Annotated in this window: 18 protein-coding genes; all 18 read right to left on the reverse strand. The window is 30.5% G+C overall.

Features of this window, described 5'->3' with window-relative positions; translation table 11 throughout:
* Positions 1–331: 331 nt before the first annotated feature.
* Positions 332–691 (reverse strand): DUF4186 domain-containing protein, encoded by a 360-nt coding sequence (locus tag ACZM4J_RS10445; protein WP_022164728.1) that lies wholly within the window; start codon positions 689–691, stop codon positions 332–334.
* Between the two features lie 138 nt (positions 692–829).
* Positions 830–1,345, reverse strand: a complete 516-nt coding sequence (locus ACZM4J_RS10450; protein ID WP_428244576.1) for a DUF6548 family protein — start codon at positions 1,343–1,345, stop codon at positions 830–832.
* 112 nt (positions 1,346–1,457) lie between these two features.
* Positions 1,458–1,673 (reverse strand): GNAT family protein, encoded by a 216-nt coding sequence (locus ACZM4J_RS10455; RefSeq protein ID WP_412335859.1) that lies wholly within the window; start codon positions 1,671–1,673, stop codon positions 1,458–1,460.
* 81 nt (positions 1,674–1,754) lie between these two features.
* On the reverse strand, positions 1,755–2,171 hold the full coding sequence (locus ACZM4J_RS10460) for an arsenate reductase ArsC (protein ID WP_412335546.1): 417 nt from the start codon (positions 2,169–2,171) through the stop codon (positions 1,755–1,757).
* 225 nt (positions 2,172–2,396) lie between these two features.
* Complete coding sequence (queF, locus tag ACZM4J_RS10465) at positions 2,397–2,894, reverse strand: preQ(1) synthase (protein ID WP_055214233.1); 498 nt, start codon at positions 2,892–2,894, stop codon at positions 2,397–2,399.
* A gap of 14 nt (positions 2,895–2,908) precedes the next feature.
* A complete protein-coding gene (queC, locus tag ACZM4J_RS10470; RefSeq protein WP_118437094.1) occupies positions 2,909–3,589 on the reverse strand; it encodes a 7-cyano-7-deazaguanine synthase QueC in 681 nt (226 codons plus the stop codon).
* Positions 3,552–4,175, reverse strand: a complete 624-nt coding sequence (folE, locus tag ACZM4J_RS10475; RefSeq protein ID WP_117999180.1) for a GTP cyclohydrolase I — start codon at positions 4,173–4,175, stop codon at positions 3,552–3,554. The genes queC and folE overlap by 38 nt, the downstream gene beginning before the upstream one ends.
* Position 4,176: 1 nt before the next feature.
* Positions 4,177–4,845, reverse strand: a complete 669-nt coding sequence (queE, locus tag ACZM4J_RS10480; protein WP_412335548.1) for a putative 7-carboxy-7-deazaguanine synthase QueE — start codon at positions 4,843–4,845, stop codon at positions 4,177–4,179.
* A gap of 35 nt (positions 4,846–4,880) precedes the next feature.
* Entirely contained in the window at positions 4,881–5,300 is a 420-nt protein-coding gene (queD, locus tag ACZM4J_RS10485; RefSeq protein ID WP_117999182.1) for a 6-carboxytetrahydropterin synthase QueD, read from the reverse strand.
* Between the two features lie 452 nt (positions 5,301–5,752).
* The gene (locus ACZM4J_RS10490) at positions 5,753–6,352 is read right to left on the reverse strand and encodes a YczE/YyaS/YitT family protein (protein ID WP_412335550.1); all 600 of its coding nucleotides are present in this window, start codon (positions 6,350–6,352) and stop codon (positions 5,753–5,755) included.
* 2 nt (positions 6,353–6,354) lie between these two features.
* A complete protein-coding gene (locus ACZM4J_RS10495; protein WP_158561064.1) occupies positions 6,355–6,507 on the reverse strand; it encodes a hypothetical protein in 153 nt (50 codons plus the stop codon).
* A gap of 233 nt (positions 6,508–6,740) precedes the next feature.
* The gene (locus ACZM4J_RS10500; protein ID WP_489486105.1) at positions 6,741–9,542 is read right to left on the reverse strand and encodes a sugar phosphate nucleotidyltransferase; all 2,802 of its coding nucleotides are present in this window, start codon (positions 9,540–9,542) and stop codon (positions 6,741–6,743) included.
* A 17-nt stretch (positions 9,543–9,559) separates the two neighbouring features.
* Positions 9,560–10,546, reverse strand: a complete 987-nt coding sequence (locus tag ACZM4J_RS10505; RefSeq protein WP_489486106.1) for a glycosyltransferase family 2 protein — start codon at positions 10,544–10,546, stop codon at positions 9,560–9,562.
* Between the two features lie 195 nt (positions 10,547–10,741).
* On the reverse strand, positions 10,742–11,794 hold the full coding sequence (locus ACZM4J_RS10510) for a hypothetical protein (protein WP_489486108.1): 1,053 nt from the start codon (positions 11,792–11,794) through the stop codon (positions 10,742–10,744).
* Positions 11,795–11,832: 38 nt separating this feature from the next.
* Positions 11,833–13,629 (reverse strand): ABC transporter ATP-binding protein, encoded by a 1,797-nt coding sequence (locus ACZM4J_RS10515; RefSeq protein ID WP_489486110.1) that lies wholly within the window; start codon positions 13,627–13,629, stop codon positions 11,833–11,835.
* Entirely contained in the window at positions 13,619–15,460 is a 1,842-nt protein-coding gene (locus ACZM4J_RS10520; protein ID WP_489486111.1) for an ABC transporter ATP-binding protein, read from the reverse strand. The genes ACZM4J_RS10515 and ACZM4J_RS10520 overlap by 11 nt, the downstream gene beginning before the upstream one ends.
* Before the next feature lie 55 nt (positions 15,461–15,515).
* Positions 15,516–15,938, reverse strand: coding sequence for an acyl carrier protein (locus tag ACZM4J_RS10525; protein WP_489486112.1), 423 nt, complete (start codon positions 15,936–15,938; stop codon positions 15,516–15,518).
* Between the two features lie 19 nt (positions 15,939–15,957).
* A partial coding sequence (locus ACZM4J_RS10530; RefSeq protein ID WP_489486114.1) for a cysteine peptidase family C39 domain-containing protein occupies positions 15,958–16,727 on the reverse strand: 770 nt, incomplete at its 5' end.

Here is a 16,727-nt window from a genome sequence, read left to right on the forward strand (position 1 = left end):
TGCATTATATTTTCTATCTTTTACTGTATATCCTATTCTGCCCTTTGTTGCATTATATTTTCTATCTTTTACTGTATATCCTATTCTGCCCTTTGTTGCATTATATTTTCTATCTTTTACTGTATATCCTATTCTGCCCTTTGTTGCATAATATTTTCTATTATTTACTGTATATCCTATTCTGCCCTTTGTTGCATTATATTTTCTATCTTTTACTGTATATCCTATTCTGCCCTTTGTTGCATTATATTTTCTATTATTTACTATTTATCCTATTCTGCTCTTTGCTGCTTAGTATTTATTTACTTTGCTGTATACTATACTCTATTTTTTACATATTTCTTTTTATCCACGTCATAATCACATCAACCAGATAGTCCTGCTGTATCTGACTTAATTCTACTCCCGGTTTTATTTTATGCCACTTGCGAATGCACTCCCTGCAACATGTTGCCGTTGCATGCTGTGCAATAAATACCGGGTGTCCTTTCATTGGAGTTTGCTTTCCGTCATTTGGTATGTTCGCCAGTGCTTCTCTTTTAGCAATAAAATCCTCAGCATGCTTCCTGATTGTTTCTAATCCTTTTTCGTTAATGTAATCTATGTCCTTTTGTTTTAGGTGAAAACTACTGCGAAATTTTGATTTGCCTAGACGTTCAAATAACTGTTTATACCATTGTTCTTTAGTCATTTTATTTCCATTCCTATTTATACATTAAATGAATTTTTTCTTATTTTCTATTCATCATAAGCATTTCCATTCTTTGCTTCTTCTATCTTACTCAATAATATCTTTTAAATTTACTTTCACTCTGTCTTTTTTCACTTTTTACATAACCATCCTTAACACAATAAATAAGACAATAACTATTATTATTAATGCCATTAATTCTTTATTGACTGTATATTTTTTCCTTCTTCCAGCTATATGATTTTTATTGGGTTTATTTATATCAACTGTCTTACTACTTTGTTTTCTAAATTGATTTGTATCAACTGTCTTACTACTTTGTTTTCTAAATTGAGCTATTTTTCCCTTATTAATTATGGAAAACGGATCTTCCTGTTTCATAATTCTTGTATAGAAATTTCTGGCATACGCAATGTCTCCTTCTGTACATTCTGACTGATAATCACTATGTGCAATATCGTTTCTTACCCACCTAATATGCTTAAGCATTTTATAATCACTATCCCAAGAATTAACATATCGTCTTTCGAAAGCAGGTGTGTTTTCCATCTGAGCTATATATGTTGAAACTCCCTGTTTACTATTTAGCAAATCTTTGCATAAATTATCTAATTTTTTATATTGTTCAAAAAATCTGTTTTCAATATCGTTCATACTAAATTACCTTTTCTAATTTCTCATAAGTTAAATTAAAAACCATACGATTTTGGTGGTTTAAATACTTTACATTATGTTATATAAGTGTTAATGAAAGCACTATATCACATTAAATATTTTGCAGTTTCATATACAAAAGTGGGTACGGATTACCCTCTTCGTCAAAATCAGTTCTTCTATATGTTTCAAAACCTAAATGCTCATAAAATCCTACTGCCTGTGGATTTTGTTCATTTACTGCCTGTGGCACATACTTTTTAATCTGCTCTACTTCTTCTCCGGAAAGAAATAGATGTGTAGCCCTGACAGACTGTTCCCAAACTATTAATAGCTGGTCTGTTAGCTTTTCTTTTCTGTTCTATTTTCCGCCTCATATATCTTCATTTACTTTCCTGCACAACGAACTTTATAACTGGTCTATGCGCTCCTTAAGTTCGATTATTTTTCGTTCTATCTCCTTAATAACTATTTCAAATTCCTCATCACTTTTTCCCGTTGGATCATCAAGCCCCCAATTATCATCAAAACTTCTTCCTATAAAAGGACAACCTACATTACATCCCATTGAAATAGCTATATCAGGTTTCGGAATCTCACTAATAAGTTTAGAATATTGATTTTTTTCCATATCGATTCCATACATTTTTTTCATAATTCTCACTGCGTCCTGATTAATCTGTGGCTTTGTTTGAGTACCTGCAGAATAACTTTCAAAAACATCAGAAGCCAGGTATTTTCCCAGTGCCTCTGCGATTTGACTTCTACAGGAATTATGAACACATATAAATGCTACTTTCTTTTTTCTTCTTTCTTTATCCAACATTGACTTTCTCCATATATTTTCAAATATTAATTACAAATCTCTTTCAATAAACTGTTCATTATAATATAATACTGTATTTCACTCACTCATGACTTGCTCTCCTAAAATCTTTCTAAACATTATAACTTTAATGGTAAAGAAAATCGAGACAATTAAAAATAGATAACCATGTTTCAGGTTATCTACTCTTTGAACCTTATCCCAATAAATCCAGTATCTTTGTTCCTATCTATTATCAACCTTTTCCGGATACATATCATGATTTGCCATTCTATTAAATGCAATTTCTTCCCATTTTGTTCCAGGCTTTCCATAATTACAGTAAGGGTCTATTGATATTCCACCTCTAGGAGTAAATTTCCCCCATACCTCAATGTATTTTGGATCCATAAGTTTTATCAAATCTTTCATAATTATATTCATACAATCTTCATGAAAATCACCATGATTTCGGAAACTAAATAAATATAGTTTTAATGATTTACTCTCCACCATTTTAATGTTGGGTACATATGATATTGTAACAGTGGCAAAATCCGGTTGACCTGTTATGGGACACAAACTTGTGAATTCAGGGCAATTAAATTTTACAAAATAATCATTTCCCTGATGTTTATTCTCAAAAGTCTCCAACATCTCCGGTGCATAATCACATGGATACTGTGTTTTCTGATTACCTAATAATGTTATGTCTGCTGTTTCTTCTTTGCTTCTTCCTGTCATAATTCTTCTCCCTTTTATTCCATTGCCGGATCTTTAATTCCGTTTAACTCAAACGCTTTAGCTCTGTCTATACATGTTCCACATTTACCACAAGGTTTTTCGCCACCTTCATAGCAGCTCCATGTGTATTTATATGGTACATTTATCTCAAGCCCTTTTTTTACAACCTGATCTTTAGTTGCATTGATAAATGGTGCTACAACCTTAATCTGCTTTCCACTTCCAAGATATATTGCTTCATTTATTGCATTGTTAAAATCACTGCTACAGTCAGGATATGCACTTCCAGCTGCATCATCTGCATGCGCACCATAATATATTACACTACAGCCTTTTGAAATTGCTATACTTGCAGCACTTGATAAGAATAATCCATTTCTAAATGGAACATACGTTGACACAGGTGAACCATTTGTACTCTTAATCTGGTCATTATATGATTCTTTAGGTATTTCCTTATCAGAATGTGATAATAGTGAACAATCGCTATATTGAAATATTTTTGCAAGGTCAAGATAAATATGTTCTACATTATAATATTTTACAATTTTATCTGATGCTTCTATCTCTTTTGTATGTTTCTGACCATATGCTATTGATAATGCAATAACATTTTCTGAACCATATTTTTCTACTGCCATACCAAGGCATGTTGTACTATCTATTCCACCACTGAATAAAACCATTGCTTTCATTATTAAATCTCCCTCTTAATGTTTGTGTGTATGTTTTTGTGTTAGTTTTTTTAATTCCTCTCGCAGTCATGCAACTATGACATCCTTCAATAAGTACTGCTATATCTTCTGCTCCAGTAACCATCTGCATAATATCTGCAATATCGCTTCCTATTCTTTCCTGAAGCTGCAATCTTTTTGATACCATATCTGCTATTCTTGCTATCTTACTAAGACCTATCACTCTTCCCTTTGGAATATAAGCAACTGTTACCTTCATATCATACATAAGTGCAAGATGATGCTCACAATAACTGAAAAGTTCTATGTCTTTTACTACTACCATGTCAGAAGTTCCATTTTGACTTTTACATTCTACATTTTCGGACGCTTCTTCCAGTCTATCAAGCGCAAATGTTTTGTTAAACATATCTGCAATTTCTTCATTTGTATAATTCATTCCTTCAAAAACTTCTTCGTACATTTTTGCAACTCTTTTAGGTGTGTCTTTTAATCCCTCTCGTTCAGGATTATCACCCAGAGCTTTAAGAATACCAGCTATATGATATTCAATTGCTTTAGTATCTATTTTCTTATGTTTTTCCATATTAGACTCCTTTTTTATCTGGTGACCATATTATTTTATGTAACTGAATCTGCATATTAACATCATTCATTAAATTCTCTTTCATAAAATCAACTATTTCCTCAAGCTCTATCAACCCAAATACCGGACTTATATAAAGATTACATTTTCCATACAGATTATATTTTTTTATAATCTGTTTTGTCTTTATAAGATCCTCTCGGTTTCCTACTACAAATTTAACAGTATCATTTTTATTTAAAACTTCAAAATTTTTCAGGTTCATGGACTGTTCCATTCCACTACAGGAAAGCTTATAGTCCATTGTAAAAGTTACATTTTCTTTGTTAAGCTTACGGATTTTGTCAAGATAAATGCTACCGTTAGTCTCTATTTCAACATTCAGATTGTTTTCTGCAAGAACTGTAATAACTTTTTCAATGTCATTTCTTAACAATGGTTCTCCACCTGTAAGAGTGACATTTTTAACTCCCGTTGATAAAACATAATCAAGTATTTCTTCTTCCGTCATTGTTTGAGAAAGTGCTTCTTGCTCATTAGCCCATTTGGTATCACAATATTTACAATTAAGATTACAACCTTTAAAACGTATAAAAACTGCAAGTTGTCCGGCTTTAGTTCCTTCACCATTGATACTTACAAATTTTTCAACTACTTCATATTTACTCATATATAACTCCTTTCAGATTAGAAAATTATTTATAATTATTCCATATAAGTTGCACTATTGACAGGAGTTTCATATACCGTTACAGCTTTCATATTGTATCCAAGTATTCTTATTTTCTCATAAAAATACTTTGCCATATTCTCTGCTGTCGGACGAAAATCAAGTTCAATAATCCTGAAATTCTCGCTTTTTAAAGCTTCCAAAGTAGTCTGCTTCAATGAATTCTTTTCTATAATTAAGGCATGATCCATTGAGTCTGCAAGGTTTCTTAAATCTTTTTTCAATTCTCCAAAATCTACGTACATCCCCTTATGTTGAATGTCGTCCTTTAGTTCCTCAGCTTGAACTTCAAGAACAATCTTCCATCTATGTCCATGAAGATTGCTACATTTTCCGTTGTATCCTGCAAGAAAATGCGCTGAGTCAAAACTAGCCTCCGTTTTTAAAATATACATAAAACTTTTCTCCATTTGCTTGTATTGTAATTGTATAATCAAGAATGTCGCTTGCGATATTCTACGCACCGAGCACGTGTTGCTTTAGCAACATTTTTCCTTTCGTGCAAGTGTGCATCCATAGTGGAACGTTTTTCCATTCGCGCGAGTGCGCATCCATAGTGGAACGTTTTTTATGTAATAAGAAATTCTGAAGGAATTTCTTATTACATAAAAAGACACGGATACATCTGTACCCGTGTCTTAATAGATTACTTTTCTAAAAAATTCCAATTATGAATTATAAAATAATAGTCCTGGTTTTATTTAGAGACAGGATAGTACAAACGAACTGTCTTATTTATATACGGCTCAATAATAGCAAATGATTCATTGCTTGTCAATTATATACTCTTGGTTATCTTGCATCTACAAATTCCGATTTATTCTTTTATTATACACATCCTCTCCATTTAGATGTTCAATACTTTTTTTGTTTTTGATGCTGTAAACTGAATAACCGGTCCTGATATAATGATTGTAAAAATAGTACATAAACCAAACTTTCCACCAAGAGCAATGCCTATAACAACCATTGCAACATCAAGTATCATTCGCACAACTTTTACCTGCCAGCCATTCTTATCTGCCAGCGAAAATGTTAATGCCTCATACGAACCACGTCCTAAAGATGCTGCCCCATAAACTCCCGTTCCCACTGCAAAAAAGATTACTCCCATTACCATGATAAGTGCATTTATCCACAAATGCGTACTATATACATGCATATTTGCAAATAAATCCACGCAAAAGCTATATACAATCTGATATAAAACAGTACCAATATGTATCTGAAATCTGTCATAAAAAAATGCAAATGCAATCATAACTATCGCAACTATCATTGATGCCATCCCTATACTTACATGAAAAGTTTTAGAAATTCCCTGCCACAAAACTGCAAGAGTCGCACCACCAAACCCGGCATATAGGGCAAGGGTGATACCATATGCTGCCACTACTGAACCAACCATTATTATAATTATTTTCTTTGTCCATTCTAATCTGCTCATTGCTACAGTCCCTCTTTCTGATTTAATTCCTTCATTGCTACAACCACACTTTCTGTTTTATCAAGGCAATTCTTATATTTGCATTTTGCCACAAAAACAAAAAAGACTATAGACGCACTGTTGTGTTCAGAAACAGTAAAATCTATAGTCTTCATTTATGCCGAGACAAGCTCTAAATCAATTTAATTACGATAATAAACGTGTTATCTTTATTTGTCAAGATTGTGTATATTTACGCTATAAACTGGAAGTTAGCATAAAACTACAATAAATTATGATTTTTAAAAGCAACTTTTCAGATCATAAAAATTCCATTAAAAGAATATTTCCACTATACAAGAATATCCCTGTAGTATTTTGGAGTTTCTTATATCCGAATAAACTATTACTATTTGGTTTTTTTTACTTTAAACTTAGACCAATCAGAATATATCTTCTTTCTATTGGAAACGATATATGTTCTAATTCTTACATAATACTTTTTCTTACGTTTAAGTTTTTTTATAGCAACAGTAGTAGTTGATACTTTTTTTATTGTCTTTGTTTTTGCGCCTTTAAAATTTTTCTTGAGCGAATATTGTAATTCATACCCTTTTATTCCCTTAACTTTTTTCCACGTCACTATTAAGCCGTGTTTTTTTTTCTTAATTTTCTTAATAGAAGATTTAGCAGGCTTATTATTCTTTTTCATCAATTTAGCAATATTTTCAGTTTTTATATTTCCACATATATCACATATATACGTTTTTAATCCGTTTTCTGCATATGTAGCTTGTTTTGAATTTGTAAGAACATATTGATGCGTATGATTTTTATATATATTATCAACAGAAATATATTTACTTGAAGTATTATATGTCTTCGTTGCTGTTTTCACACCTACATAATTAGATGTATATATATCGTCCATACCATTTTCATTTGTTACATCTACATTTGTATTATTAACAGATAAAGTCGTTTTCCCTTTTGTTTTCGCAGATACAGATATAAGATTATTTTCATTTTCTGACACTTTTTCATCTGTTGTTATAAAAGTTTTAAACTGGTACTCTGCATTATTACTATCAATAATAACACCTTCATTCAAATTCATTTTAACTAAAGATACATTAGAAGCTTCTATTGATTGATACTTGTCATCACCTTCAATACTTGCATTAAGTTCTCCTGTTATGTCACAAAATGTAAAGTACTCACTATTTTCAACCTCTAAATTAACCATTGCCTCAGAATTACTCTCCGAAATATTTTTATATTCATAATTCTCAGATAATATCTCTAAATTTCCCGAAAAAGAATTTCCATCCCATGTTAAATATTCATTTTCATTATTTCTAATTGTAAATGAATCATCTAAACCAACTGTAACAAAACTATGCCCTTTTCCCTTTTTTCCAGACGAAGAACCATTACCATTTAATTGTTTCATCAAATTCCAATCAATAATTTGCATTTGCATATAATTCTCATTTGTCAACCCTTCATCTTTCCAAGAAAAAGATTTATAATCGGATGAAATATCAAAATAACTATAATAACCTGGTTTATGATTATCATTATATGTATTTTCATCATACATTTTAATCCTATAGCCTTCATCTGTTTCTTCACAATTAATCATTAACACTGCATGTCCTGACTCTTTTGTTGCGAATGTGAATAATGATACTCCTTCTTCTTTTACTGTTTTTACAACAGCTTTCAAAAATTCACTCAAACTATCCGCTTCATCATTCTTCCCTCTCGTGGTAAAAGATTTACTGGCTGCATACGACCCTCCATATTCTAAAGATTGAGATAATTGAAAATACTGAATGGTATTCAATAACTTTTTATCTTTATAAGGATATGGTAACTTATAATAACAATTTGCTGAATTACTATTAATTTCCGATATATTTATCATATTTTTATATACCATCCCCATGGTTGTAGCAATTCCATAGCAGGAACCTCCCCACGAAGAATTCATGCTTTGTTTAATTCTATTTTTCTCTCCCTTTGTACTATATTTTATCAGTTTATTGAAATATGATTCATCTAACTTATAGTCTTTTACTCCCTTAAATCCAGCTGTTAAATATTTATTACTATTTGAAGAATGTGTAAAACTATTGGCATCATAATTAAGCATAAATTTATTTTCGTCTTTGTCATCTTTGTCGTTGTCTATCTGTGTGTCTTCTTTTCCCAAACTTTCCCACTTTAAGTTTTCATCTTCACCATTTTTTAAATAATAGTCATGTGCACTGGAACCATCATAGCCTTTTATTGTAAGGTATGGTTGTTCTACAGCCCCTTCCCAATGCCACCATCTCGTTTCTGCAATTGTGTCAAAAATTAAGCAATCAGGAACATATATTCCCGTAGGAATGACAAGCGTTTTTAATTGACGTATTGCATCATTAAACGAACAAAAAGCATAATATTCTATTTCATCTACATCAGACGGTATTGTATATTCAGTTCTCTTATTTGCTATTTTCGGTTTAAAAAATTCTTCCGTAAATTTGATTCGCTCAAAAGAACCAACAGAGTAATATTGATGCTCAGTCATTGTGGCAAACAACTTGTTTTGTGCAACTAATTGTGGATAAACCTCTTCCTCAAAATTACAATTTTCCTCTGATATTAACGAAATGACGCTCTTATCGACTAACGCATAACCAATATCAACTCCCTGTAAATTTGGTATAATACGTTTTTTGTCATAAGTTGTGATCAATCCATCATCAGTAATATGTAGATTGCTTTTTGTATAGTTGTCACGATTGCTATAAGCAGTAATTTGAATCTTTGCTTTATTATTACAAAAGTCTGCGAACAATTTTGAATAGTTAATCGGACAATAGTTATCACAATATAAAAGTAAAAATTTATCTGCGATCTGTGGAGCAGCATGTTTTATTCGCATACCTGTGTCGTAGTCTACTGGCGTTATATCATAATTTATGGTTAATCCATAACGTGAGCCATCTCCAAGATAGTCCATAATTTTCTTAGGTAAATACCCTAAAAGGAGCAATGCCTCTTCCATTCCGAAACTTTTCATCTGGCGTATTAGATAATCAATAAATGGAATGTTATTAATCGGATACATCGGTTTTGGTGCAGTATTTGTAAATGGTTTAAGACGTGTGCCAAGTCCACCAGCAAGAATGACAACTTGAGTAACTCTTTTGTTCATATTCACTCCTCTTATTTTTATCCACGGCCATATCGTAGTATATTAAAGTTCCTGACAGTCATTGGACATATTGATATCAAAAGGAATCTTATTCTATCACTAATTTTTACTGCCGAATTTATTAAATATATATATCTCGTTTTTTTATAAAACAATGAAATATTTACTACGGATTCTTTAAATTTTTCATCACTCATAAGACATACTATATTGTAAAAATACCATAACACATCATACAGATACCTTTTTTGCAAGTCTTTCACAAATTTTTTATCTGAGCTTAACAAACGGCATTTTCTTATTCCATCTAACCAGCATTCATATAAATCTTTCAAATTGCCTTTTATTTCTGTCCCCATCAATCCATCATCTCTAATCCTGTAATGATATAATCCCTTGTGATATGCAACTATCTTTTTACATTTTAAAAAAATAGTTGGCATCACATATAAGTCCTCATGAAGCTTTCCTTCCGGAAACTTCACGTCTTCAAATATTTGTTTTTTAAATAATTTCCCCCAAACTTCACCAGCCGATATTTCCAAAATATGTAATATCATTTTCTTTCCATCACCAATCAGTACCTCTCCTGTTGAATGCTCATTTCCTGCTTTAATGATAAAAGCGATATCCGATTCATTCTCTTCTTCCAACCAAACCAATGCTTCAATTGTATTATTTTCTATCCAATCATCCCCATCAACAAACAGTATATAATCACCAGTTGCCTCCTCAATTCCTCTATTTCTTGCAGCAGATACCCCTTCGTTTTCTTTATGTACTACTCTTATATTTTCATATTCTTTTTCATACTCATGACATATCTCTGGAGTTTTATCTGTAGATCCTCCATCTATTAGAATAACTTCAATATTTTTATACGTTTGATTAATTAGTGATATGATACATTCCTCTACATATTTCTCTGTATTATATACTGTAACGATTACTGATACTTTACACACAAATCCACTCCTCATTTTCTTTTTTTTAATACACTCCATAGTTTAAACTTCGTCATATCTATTATCATTCATCTTTATCATTCAAACAATTAACTAACATTCCCTTTATCTACACCTATTATTCCATATTACTTTTTCTATGCATATTTATATCCATTCCTAATAAGCACTAAAATACTCAAATAATAAAAAATAGATTTTGTCTTTTATGATCTCAAACAAAATCTATTTTTCTTATATATTTTCAAAATAAATATTTAATTTTTCCAAACTATTTTCTAATTGCCAGAACAAATCTTTCATTTTTTTTATTACTATTTCGCCATACTTCTGTCCTTTTATTAAATTATATTTCATAACAAGACTTCTCAACATCTCATTTTTATGGGACATATCATGAAAGTCATTCTGGATATTTCTTATATACGTGTTATCAGATAGGTATTTATGCTCAATCATATAATCTATTCTACAATACATTATCTCATTAAATATGTAAATCAAATGAATTATTCTAAAATCAAGACGCTCATGTTTACATACGCATTCATTAAAATATTCTATTATATGATTTAGGCATTCAAACCCATATAAAACAGCTTCGTGTACTGTAAATAAGTCTGACTCATCATTAATTGTATTCTCACGTGATTTTATAAAATCAGTAATCATATTACGAATTCTATCAACATTTAAAGCATACTTTTTATTTTTTAAGTATTTAAATGTACTAATTTCGACAGAATTCACATTATCTCTTTCCCTTATATATCCCGCATGGGCATCAAATGCCATTCTAAAATCTAAATATGAAATCTCTTGTATTGAATAAGTATGTTTGAAAAAGTCTGCTGTAAAGAACACTTTTTTTTCATTATCATATCCCCAAATAAGCATTTCATGTTCGCTATGTTCTTTTTCCTCAATATCCTTCCACCACGAATCTATAAAATACATATCTACTGCCAAAAAAATATATTCTTGATTATCTATACTATTCTTAATAATATAATTAACATCTTGATTCTTTCTTACATCTAGAATTACTGTTTCCAACACTGGACATTGCTCATAATAATTGATATCCCTGTCATACTTAAAATCCACCATATACTCTTTTCTTTGTCTCCTTGCATATATCCATAACGAAATATAATTATTATATAACCATACTTCGTCATTTCCATAAGCTTCTAATATTCCGTTTATTGCAGTATTTATTGAATATGTCTTATATTTAGGAATCTTAAATGGTAACTTAATTATATTATTATTTTTGCCTTCCATATCTTTATTTTCCTCTCTTATGAACAGTTATTCACTAATCACTTATAATGCTTTGCCTGTGTACTATACATATTATAGTATAATCCGTCCGCATTTTTCATTAACTCCTCATGACTTCCTTCCTCCGTAATTGTTCCATTATTAAATACAATTATTCTGTCACAAAATCTACATGAAGATAATCTGTGTGAAATATATATTGCAGTTTTTCCATAAACCAATTTGTCAAAGTTTTTATAAACCTCATATTCGGAAATTGGATCAAGAGCTGCTGTTGGTTCGTCCAATACTACAATCGGAGCATTTTTATACAATGCTCTGGCAATAGCAAGTTTTTGACCTTCACCACCGGATGGCTCAATACCGTTTTCCACAAACATCTTATAGATATATGTCTGGTCTTTTTCATCAAGACTATCAATCCATTTATCAATGCCTGCAATCTTATATATTTCTTCCAGATCCGTATTTTTATCATCAAATACAGTTACATTTTCTTTAATTGTAAAAGCAAAAAGTCTAAAATCCTGGAATACAACTGATAACATCTTCATATATTCTACAATGTTATACTCTCTGGCATCTTTACCGTTTACTAATATCTCACCTTCGTAGTTGTCGTACAAATGACAAAGGAGTTTAATAAATGTAGTCTTACCTGCGCCATTTTGACCTACAATTGCCAGATGCTCCCCTGCTTTAATCTTTACAGATATGCCTTTAAGAATATACTTGTCTGTGTTTGGGTATTTAAAACTAACATCCCTAAACTCAATTTCGCAGGCTTTGTCAGTTACCTCTACAACACAATCACTTAAATCCATCAATCTGTCGTTTTCCCCGTATATATCTTCAACAAAATCGATGTAATACTTTAATACCGATGAAGTATAATTCATTTCCAAATATGAATTTACAATTCCTCTAATAGCACCACCAAATTTAGAAGTCGCCTGGAACAAACTGGAGAATTCACCAATTGAAATAATCTTGTTAAAAACATTTACTGATAATAATATATAGATAGCAGAATCACAAACAGCATAAAATACATTATTTATATCCCAGTATTTTATAAATTTTGTATGATACTTTTTGCTGGTATTATATATTCTACCTACATATCCGTCATATTTCTTTTCGAATATTTCAGATGTATCATATAAACGTACATCTTTGGCATATCTGCTTTCCTGTAGTTCAGTGTTAAAATATGTACTACCTCTCTCTACATTGCCCATTTCTTTAAAAAACTTACGCCTGCTCTTATTAACTTTTGAAGTAGTATATGAATTCGCTGCAAACGAAATAATTACCGGAATCATTAACCAAGGAATTCTTGTACAAACCAAAGTCACAACACCTAAGGCAACAATAAAATTCGTCACAATGCTTGCTAAAGATGTGATAAGACCATTTACCTGCCCGGTTTCATTTAAAGCTCTTTCTGCATTTTTAACTTTATCCAAAAATTCCGTTTCTTCAGTATGTTTAAATTTCATATTGATACAGCTCATACATAAATTTGTTTTAAAAATTCGATCAAACTTTTCACCAATTCTGGCAATGTTTTCTCCAACCCATTTCATTATGTTGGAGCAAATGAAATTACCTCCACAAATAAATGCTACCCAGAATACCACCCAACCGATATTTCTCTTAGATTCATCAGCAATTTCATCAATTAAATACTGAGATCCCAAAATTGATATAAACGGAGAAACTGAGTTAACGATTATATTTATTAACAAAAGCAAATAATATTTTTTATCATTCTGCCAAGCAAATTTCCCGAAGAACTTAAAACAACGAATATTATCTTTACTATTTTTCATCGTTCTGTCCTCCCACACTGTCTTTCTTATCCTCATAATATTGGGACTGAATCTGGAACATATATGCATATTTTCCATTCTTAGCCATCAATTCATCATGAGTGCCTTCTTCCACAACTGTTCCGTTCTCAAACATTGCAATCTTATCACAGAATCTGGTACTTCCCAGCCTATGTGAAATAAATACTGCTGTTTTACCTTGTATCATCTTTTCAAATTCACGATACATCTTATCTTCTGCTAAAGCATCAAGAGCAGCTGTTGGTTCATCTAAAATAACAACCTTACCACCTTTATATAGAGCTCTAGCCATAGCAAGTCTTTGCTTTTCTCCACCTGATAAATCAATTCCTTCTTTATCAAATATTTTTAATAAATTTGTATGTATACCTTTTTCATAGGAATCAATCTTTGCCTTTAATCCACTTTGTTCTAATACAGCATTTACTTTATCCATATCTGTATTTTCTTCTTCAGCAAAAGAAATATTCTGATAAATAGGCATTGCAAAACATTCTACATTTTGGAATACCGGAGAAAATAATTTAAAATATTCTTCACGATTATATTCCTTTATATCCACACCATTTAGAAGAATTCGCCCTTCATTTGGCTCATATAATTTCATAATAAGTTTTATAAATGTTGTTTTACCTGCACCGTTTACACCAACTACCGCAAGTTTTGTTCCATCATTAATTGTTAGGTTGACATTTTTCAAAACATAGTTCTCATGTCCGGGATATTTAAAACTCACATTTTCAAACTTAAATTCAAATTGATCGAGATTTATATTTGTAATATGACCTTCATTTGCACTTGCAGTTTCTTTGTGTTCTTCCCATGCCACGAAATTTCTATAATCATTAATCATAAGGCAATTGCCTCTCATATTTGAGTAAATCCAATTTACATATCCTACAGAATCATGGAAAGTAGTTACTAATCCTACATAAAGAACAAAATCGGATATCTGATAATTCCCCACAATAACATTATATACAAGCCATGTATACATGAGGACCTTTTGAATCAACAATACCGATTCCATACTAACATTGCATAAAATCCATCTATTATGGTGTGTCTTATTCATGGCATTGTAAGTATCATTTACATCACCCAACTCTCTTCTAAAGATTTTTGACATATTAAAAAGTCTAATATCCTTTGCAAAGTCAAAATTTTTCGTCGTTGACTCTAAATAAGTCATCTTACGCCAAGTTGGTGCCATAGCATCAGAAAATCCTTCTTTATCAAGTTTTGTAAAATAAGCCAATATCTTTGCTATGCTAAATGAGATTATGATAAAAATAATCATCATAATGAAATTTTGAATTCCGATTAATGCAGCAGACACAATCATCAATGTACCCTGGGCAATAAAATTTCTGCTTTCGTATAGAACTCCAAAGAAACCATTGCCTCTATATAATGCTGTTTTAGCTCTTTGAGCATAATCTAAAAAATCAGGTGATTCCATATTTTTGAAATCCGTATGGAACAACTTATCCATTCTTAATTTTTCTAAATAACCTTCAGTTGGACGATATTCATATTCAAATGCATTATAGCTGGTAGTACTAATAATATCGAAAACCAAACCTATCAAGCAGATTACAATAATATTGAAAATTATCTTATCAATAGTAAGATTGTTTTCGATATAAGACAATACAAATTTAGGTGCATATGCCCACAATAATTTGGTAACGATATTCGCCACAGGCTTTATTAAAACAACTGCTAAAAGTTTTAGATTACTTTTCCTTGCAATATTTAGCGCATAAATAAAATTATTAAAAAAAACATATGTCTTCTGTTTTTCCATATATCTCCTCTCAGAATTTCGTACATATGCCATTTATATAGCTATACACAAAATTTTAATTATATTCAGCTTTTGCTGTTTTCTTTTTTACATATTCTACAAAATCACCAATACATTGATAGTTGCTAATTAACATATTTTCATCATCAAATTCAATTTCGTAATTTGATTCGACTTCGACAATAATGGTAATAAATTCTATAGAATCCAACTCAATTTCGTCAAAAGTAGTATTTAAATTTATATTATCAGATAATTCTCCTATTTCACATATTAATTTGATAATTTCTTTATCAATACTGCCTGTTTGAGAACCAATTGCTCCTTTTGCATTTATTATATCATTCATATTAGTATCAAGCACAACATTTCTACCTTCATTAACTATTTCTTGACTTTCTTTTCTGCCTACATACTCAAATTTTCCATTTTCATTATTTTTTTCTATATAACCAGTGTTAGATAAGTTTGATTTCATCAATAAACATTCTCCTCTTTCAAAAAAATTTCTCAATCGTTTGAATCATTATTAATTCCTCACTAATCGACTTACTAATTTTATCAATTAAATGATTTCGTGTTTTTACATTATATCTTTTCGATTGCTTTAATAATAAAATTACAATCACATCCCAATTTGCAATATTTTTTTTCAACTGTGTAATAAATATTGTGTTTCTATCTAATTGTTTTAAATTTGAATAATATTCAATATATTGTAAAAATATCTTTTTTCTGTTTAGTAAAGTGTACATGTAATAAAACACACTATTGTAGTCTGTCTCATTTTCCATTACACTAATATATTTCAATAATAGCGATAATGCAGCAATTACTCCATTATCACTATCATTGAAATAATTTTTTTTCGATAATTTAATTGTTTCATCGAATAATTTATCTGCTGAATATTGTGGTATTTTTTCGATATAAGCCCAATTATTTTCTATTGGGCTTCCACTATAATAAGAATCGTCTTTTTCATTCTTTGAATTTCTTGCTTGAAGAAAAGTTTCTATATCAACTTCTCCTTTATAAAACCATGGTGAATACCAGTCTATTACATACACAACATTTCTTGTCAAATCAAACCCACATAGTATCAATGTATGTTTAGCATGTCTTTTTTTATAATTAGCTGAATACGGTAAAAAAAATGTATCTGCTCCGACAATAATTGGATTTTTATTTTCATAAACAAACTTTATATTTCTGTTTAAAATATCTTCCGTACTTTCATCATCTTTATAATAAAATCTGTTGGTAT

It is taken from the genome of Eubacterium sp. (genome assembly GCF_057858645.1).

Excerpts from the sequence above, each read along its gene's own strand:
- ACZM4J_RS10445 (WP_022164728.1), bottom strand. The coding sequence starts at position 691 with ATGACTAAAGAACAATGGTATAAACAGTTATTTGAACGTCTAGGCAAA.
- ACZM4J_RS10450 (WP_428244576.1), bottom strand. The coding sequence starts at position 1,345 with ATGAACGATATTGAAAACAGATTTTTTGAACAATATAAAAAATTAGAT.
- ACZM4J_RS10460 (WP_412335546.1), bottom strand. The coding sequence starts at position 2,171 with ATGTTGGATAAAGAAAGAAGAAAAAAGAAAGTAGCATTTATATGTGTT.
- queF (WP_055214233.1), bottom strand. The coding sequence starts at position 2,894 with ATGACAGGAAGAAGCAAAGAAGAAACAGCAGACATAACATTATTAGGT.
- queC (WP_118437094.1), bottom strand. The coding sequence starts at position 3,589 with ATGAAAGCAATGGTTTTATTCAGTGGTGGAATAGATAGTACAACATGC.
- folE (WP_117999180.1), bottom strand. The coding sequence starts at position 4,175 with ATGGAAAAACATAAGAAAATAGATACTAAAGCAATTGAATATCATATA.
- queE (WP_412335548.1), bottom strand. The coding sequence starts at position 4,845 with ATGAGTAAATATGAAGTAGTTGAAAAATTTGTAAGTATCAATGGTGAA.
- queD (WP_117999182.1), bottom strand. The coding sequence starts at position 5,300 with ATGTATATTTTAAAAACGGAGGCTAGTTTTGACTCAGCGCATTTTCTT.
- ACZM4J_RS10490 (WP_412335550.1), bottom strand. The coding sequence starts at position 6,352 with ATGAGCAGATTAGAATGGACAAAGAAAATAATTATAATAATGGTTGGT.
- ACZM4J_RS10495 (WP_158561064.1), bottom strand. The coding sequence starts at position 6,507 with ATGAAGACTATAGATTTTACTGTTTCTGAACACAACAGTGCGTCTATA.
- ACZM4J_RS10500 (WP_489486105.1), bottom strand. The coding sequence starts at position 9,542 with ATGAACAAAAGAGTTACTCAAGTTGTCATTCTTGCTGGTGGACTTGGC.
- ACZM4J_RS10505 (WP_489486106.1), bottom strand. The coding sequence starts at position 10,546 with ATGGAGTGTATTAAAAAAAAGAAAATGAGGAGTGGATTTGTGTGTAAA.
- ACZM4J_RS10510 (WP_489486108.1), bottom strand. The coding sequence starts at position 11,794 with ATGGAAGGCAAAAATAATAATATAATTAAGTTACCATTTAAGATTCCT.
- ACZM4J_RS10515 (WP_489486110.1), bottom strand. The coding sequence starts at position 13,629 with ATGAAAAATAGTAAAGATAATATTCGTTGTTTTAAGTTCTTCGGGAAA.
- ACZM4J_RS10520 (WP_489486111.1), bottom strand. The coding sequence starts at position 15,460 with ATGGAAAAACAGAAGACATATGTTTTTTTTAATAATTTTATTTATGCG.
- ACZM4J_RS10525 (WP_489486112.1), bottom strand. The coding sequence starts at position 15,938 with ATGAAATCAAACTTATCTAACACTGGTTATATAGAAAAAAATAATGAA.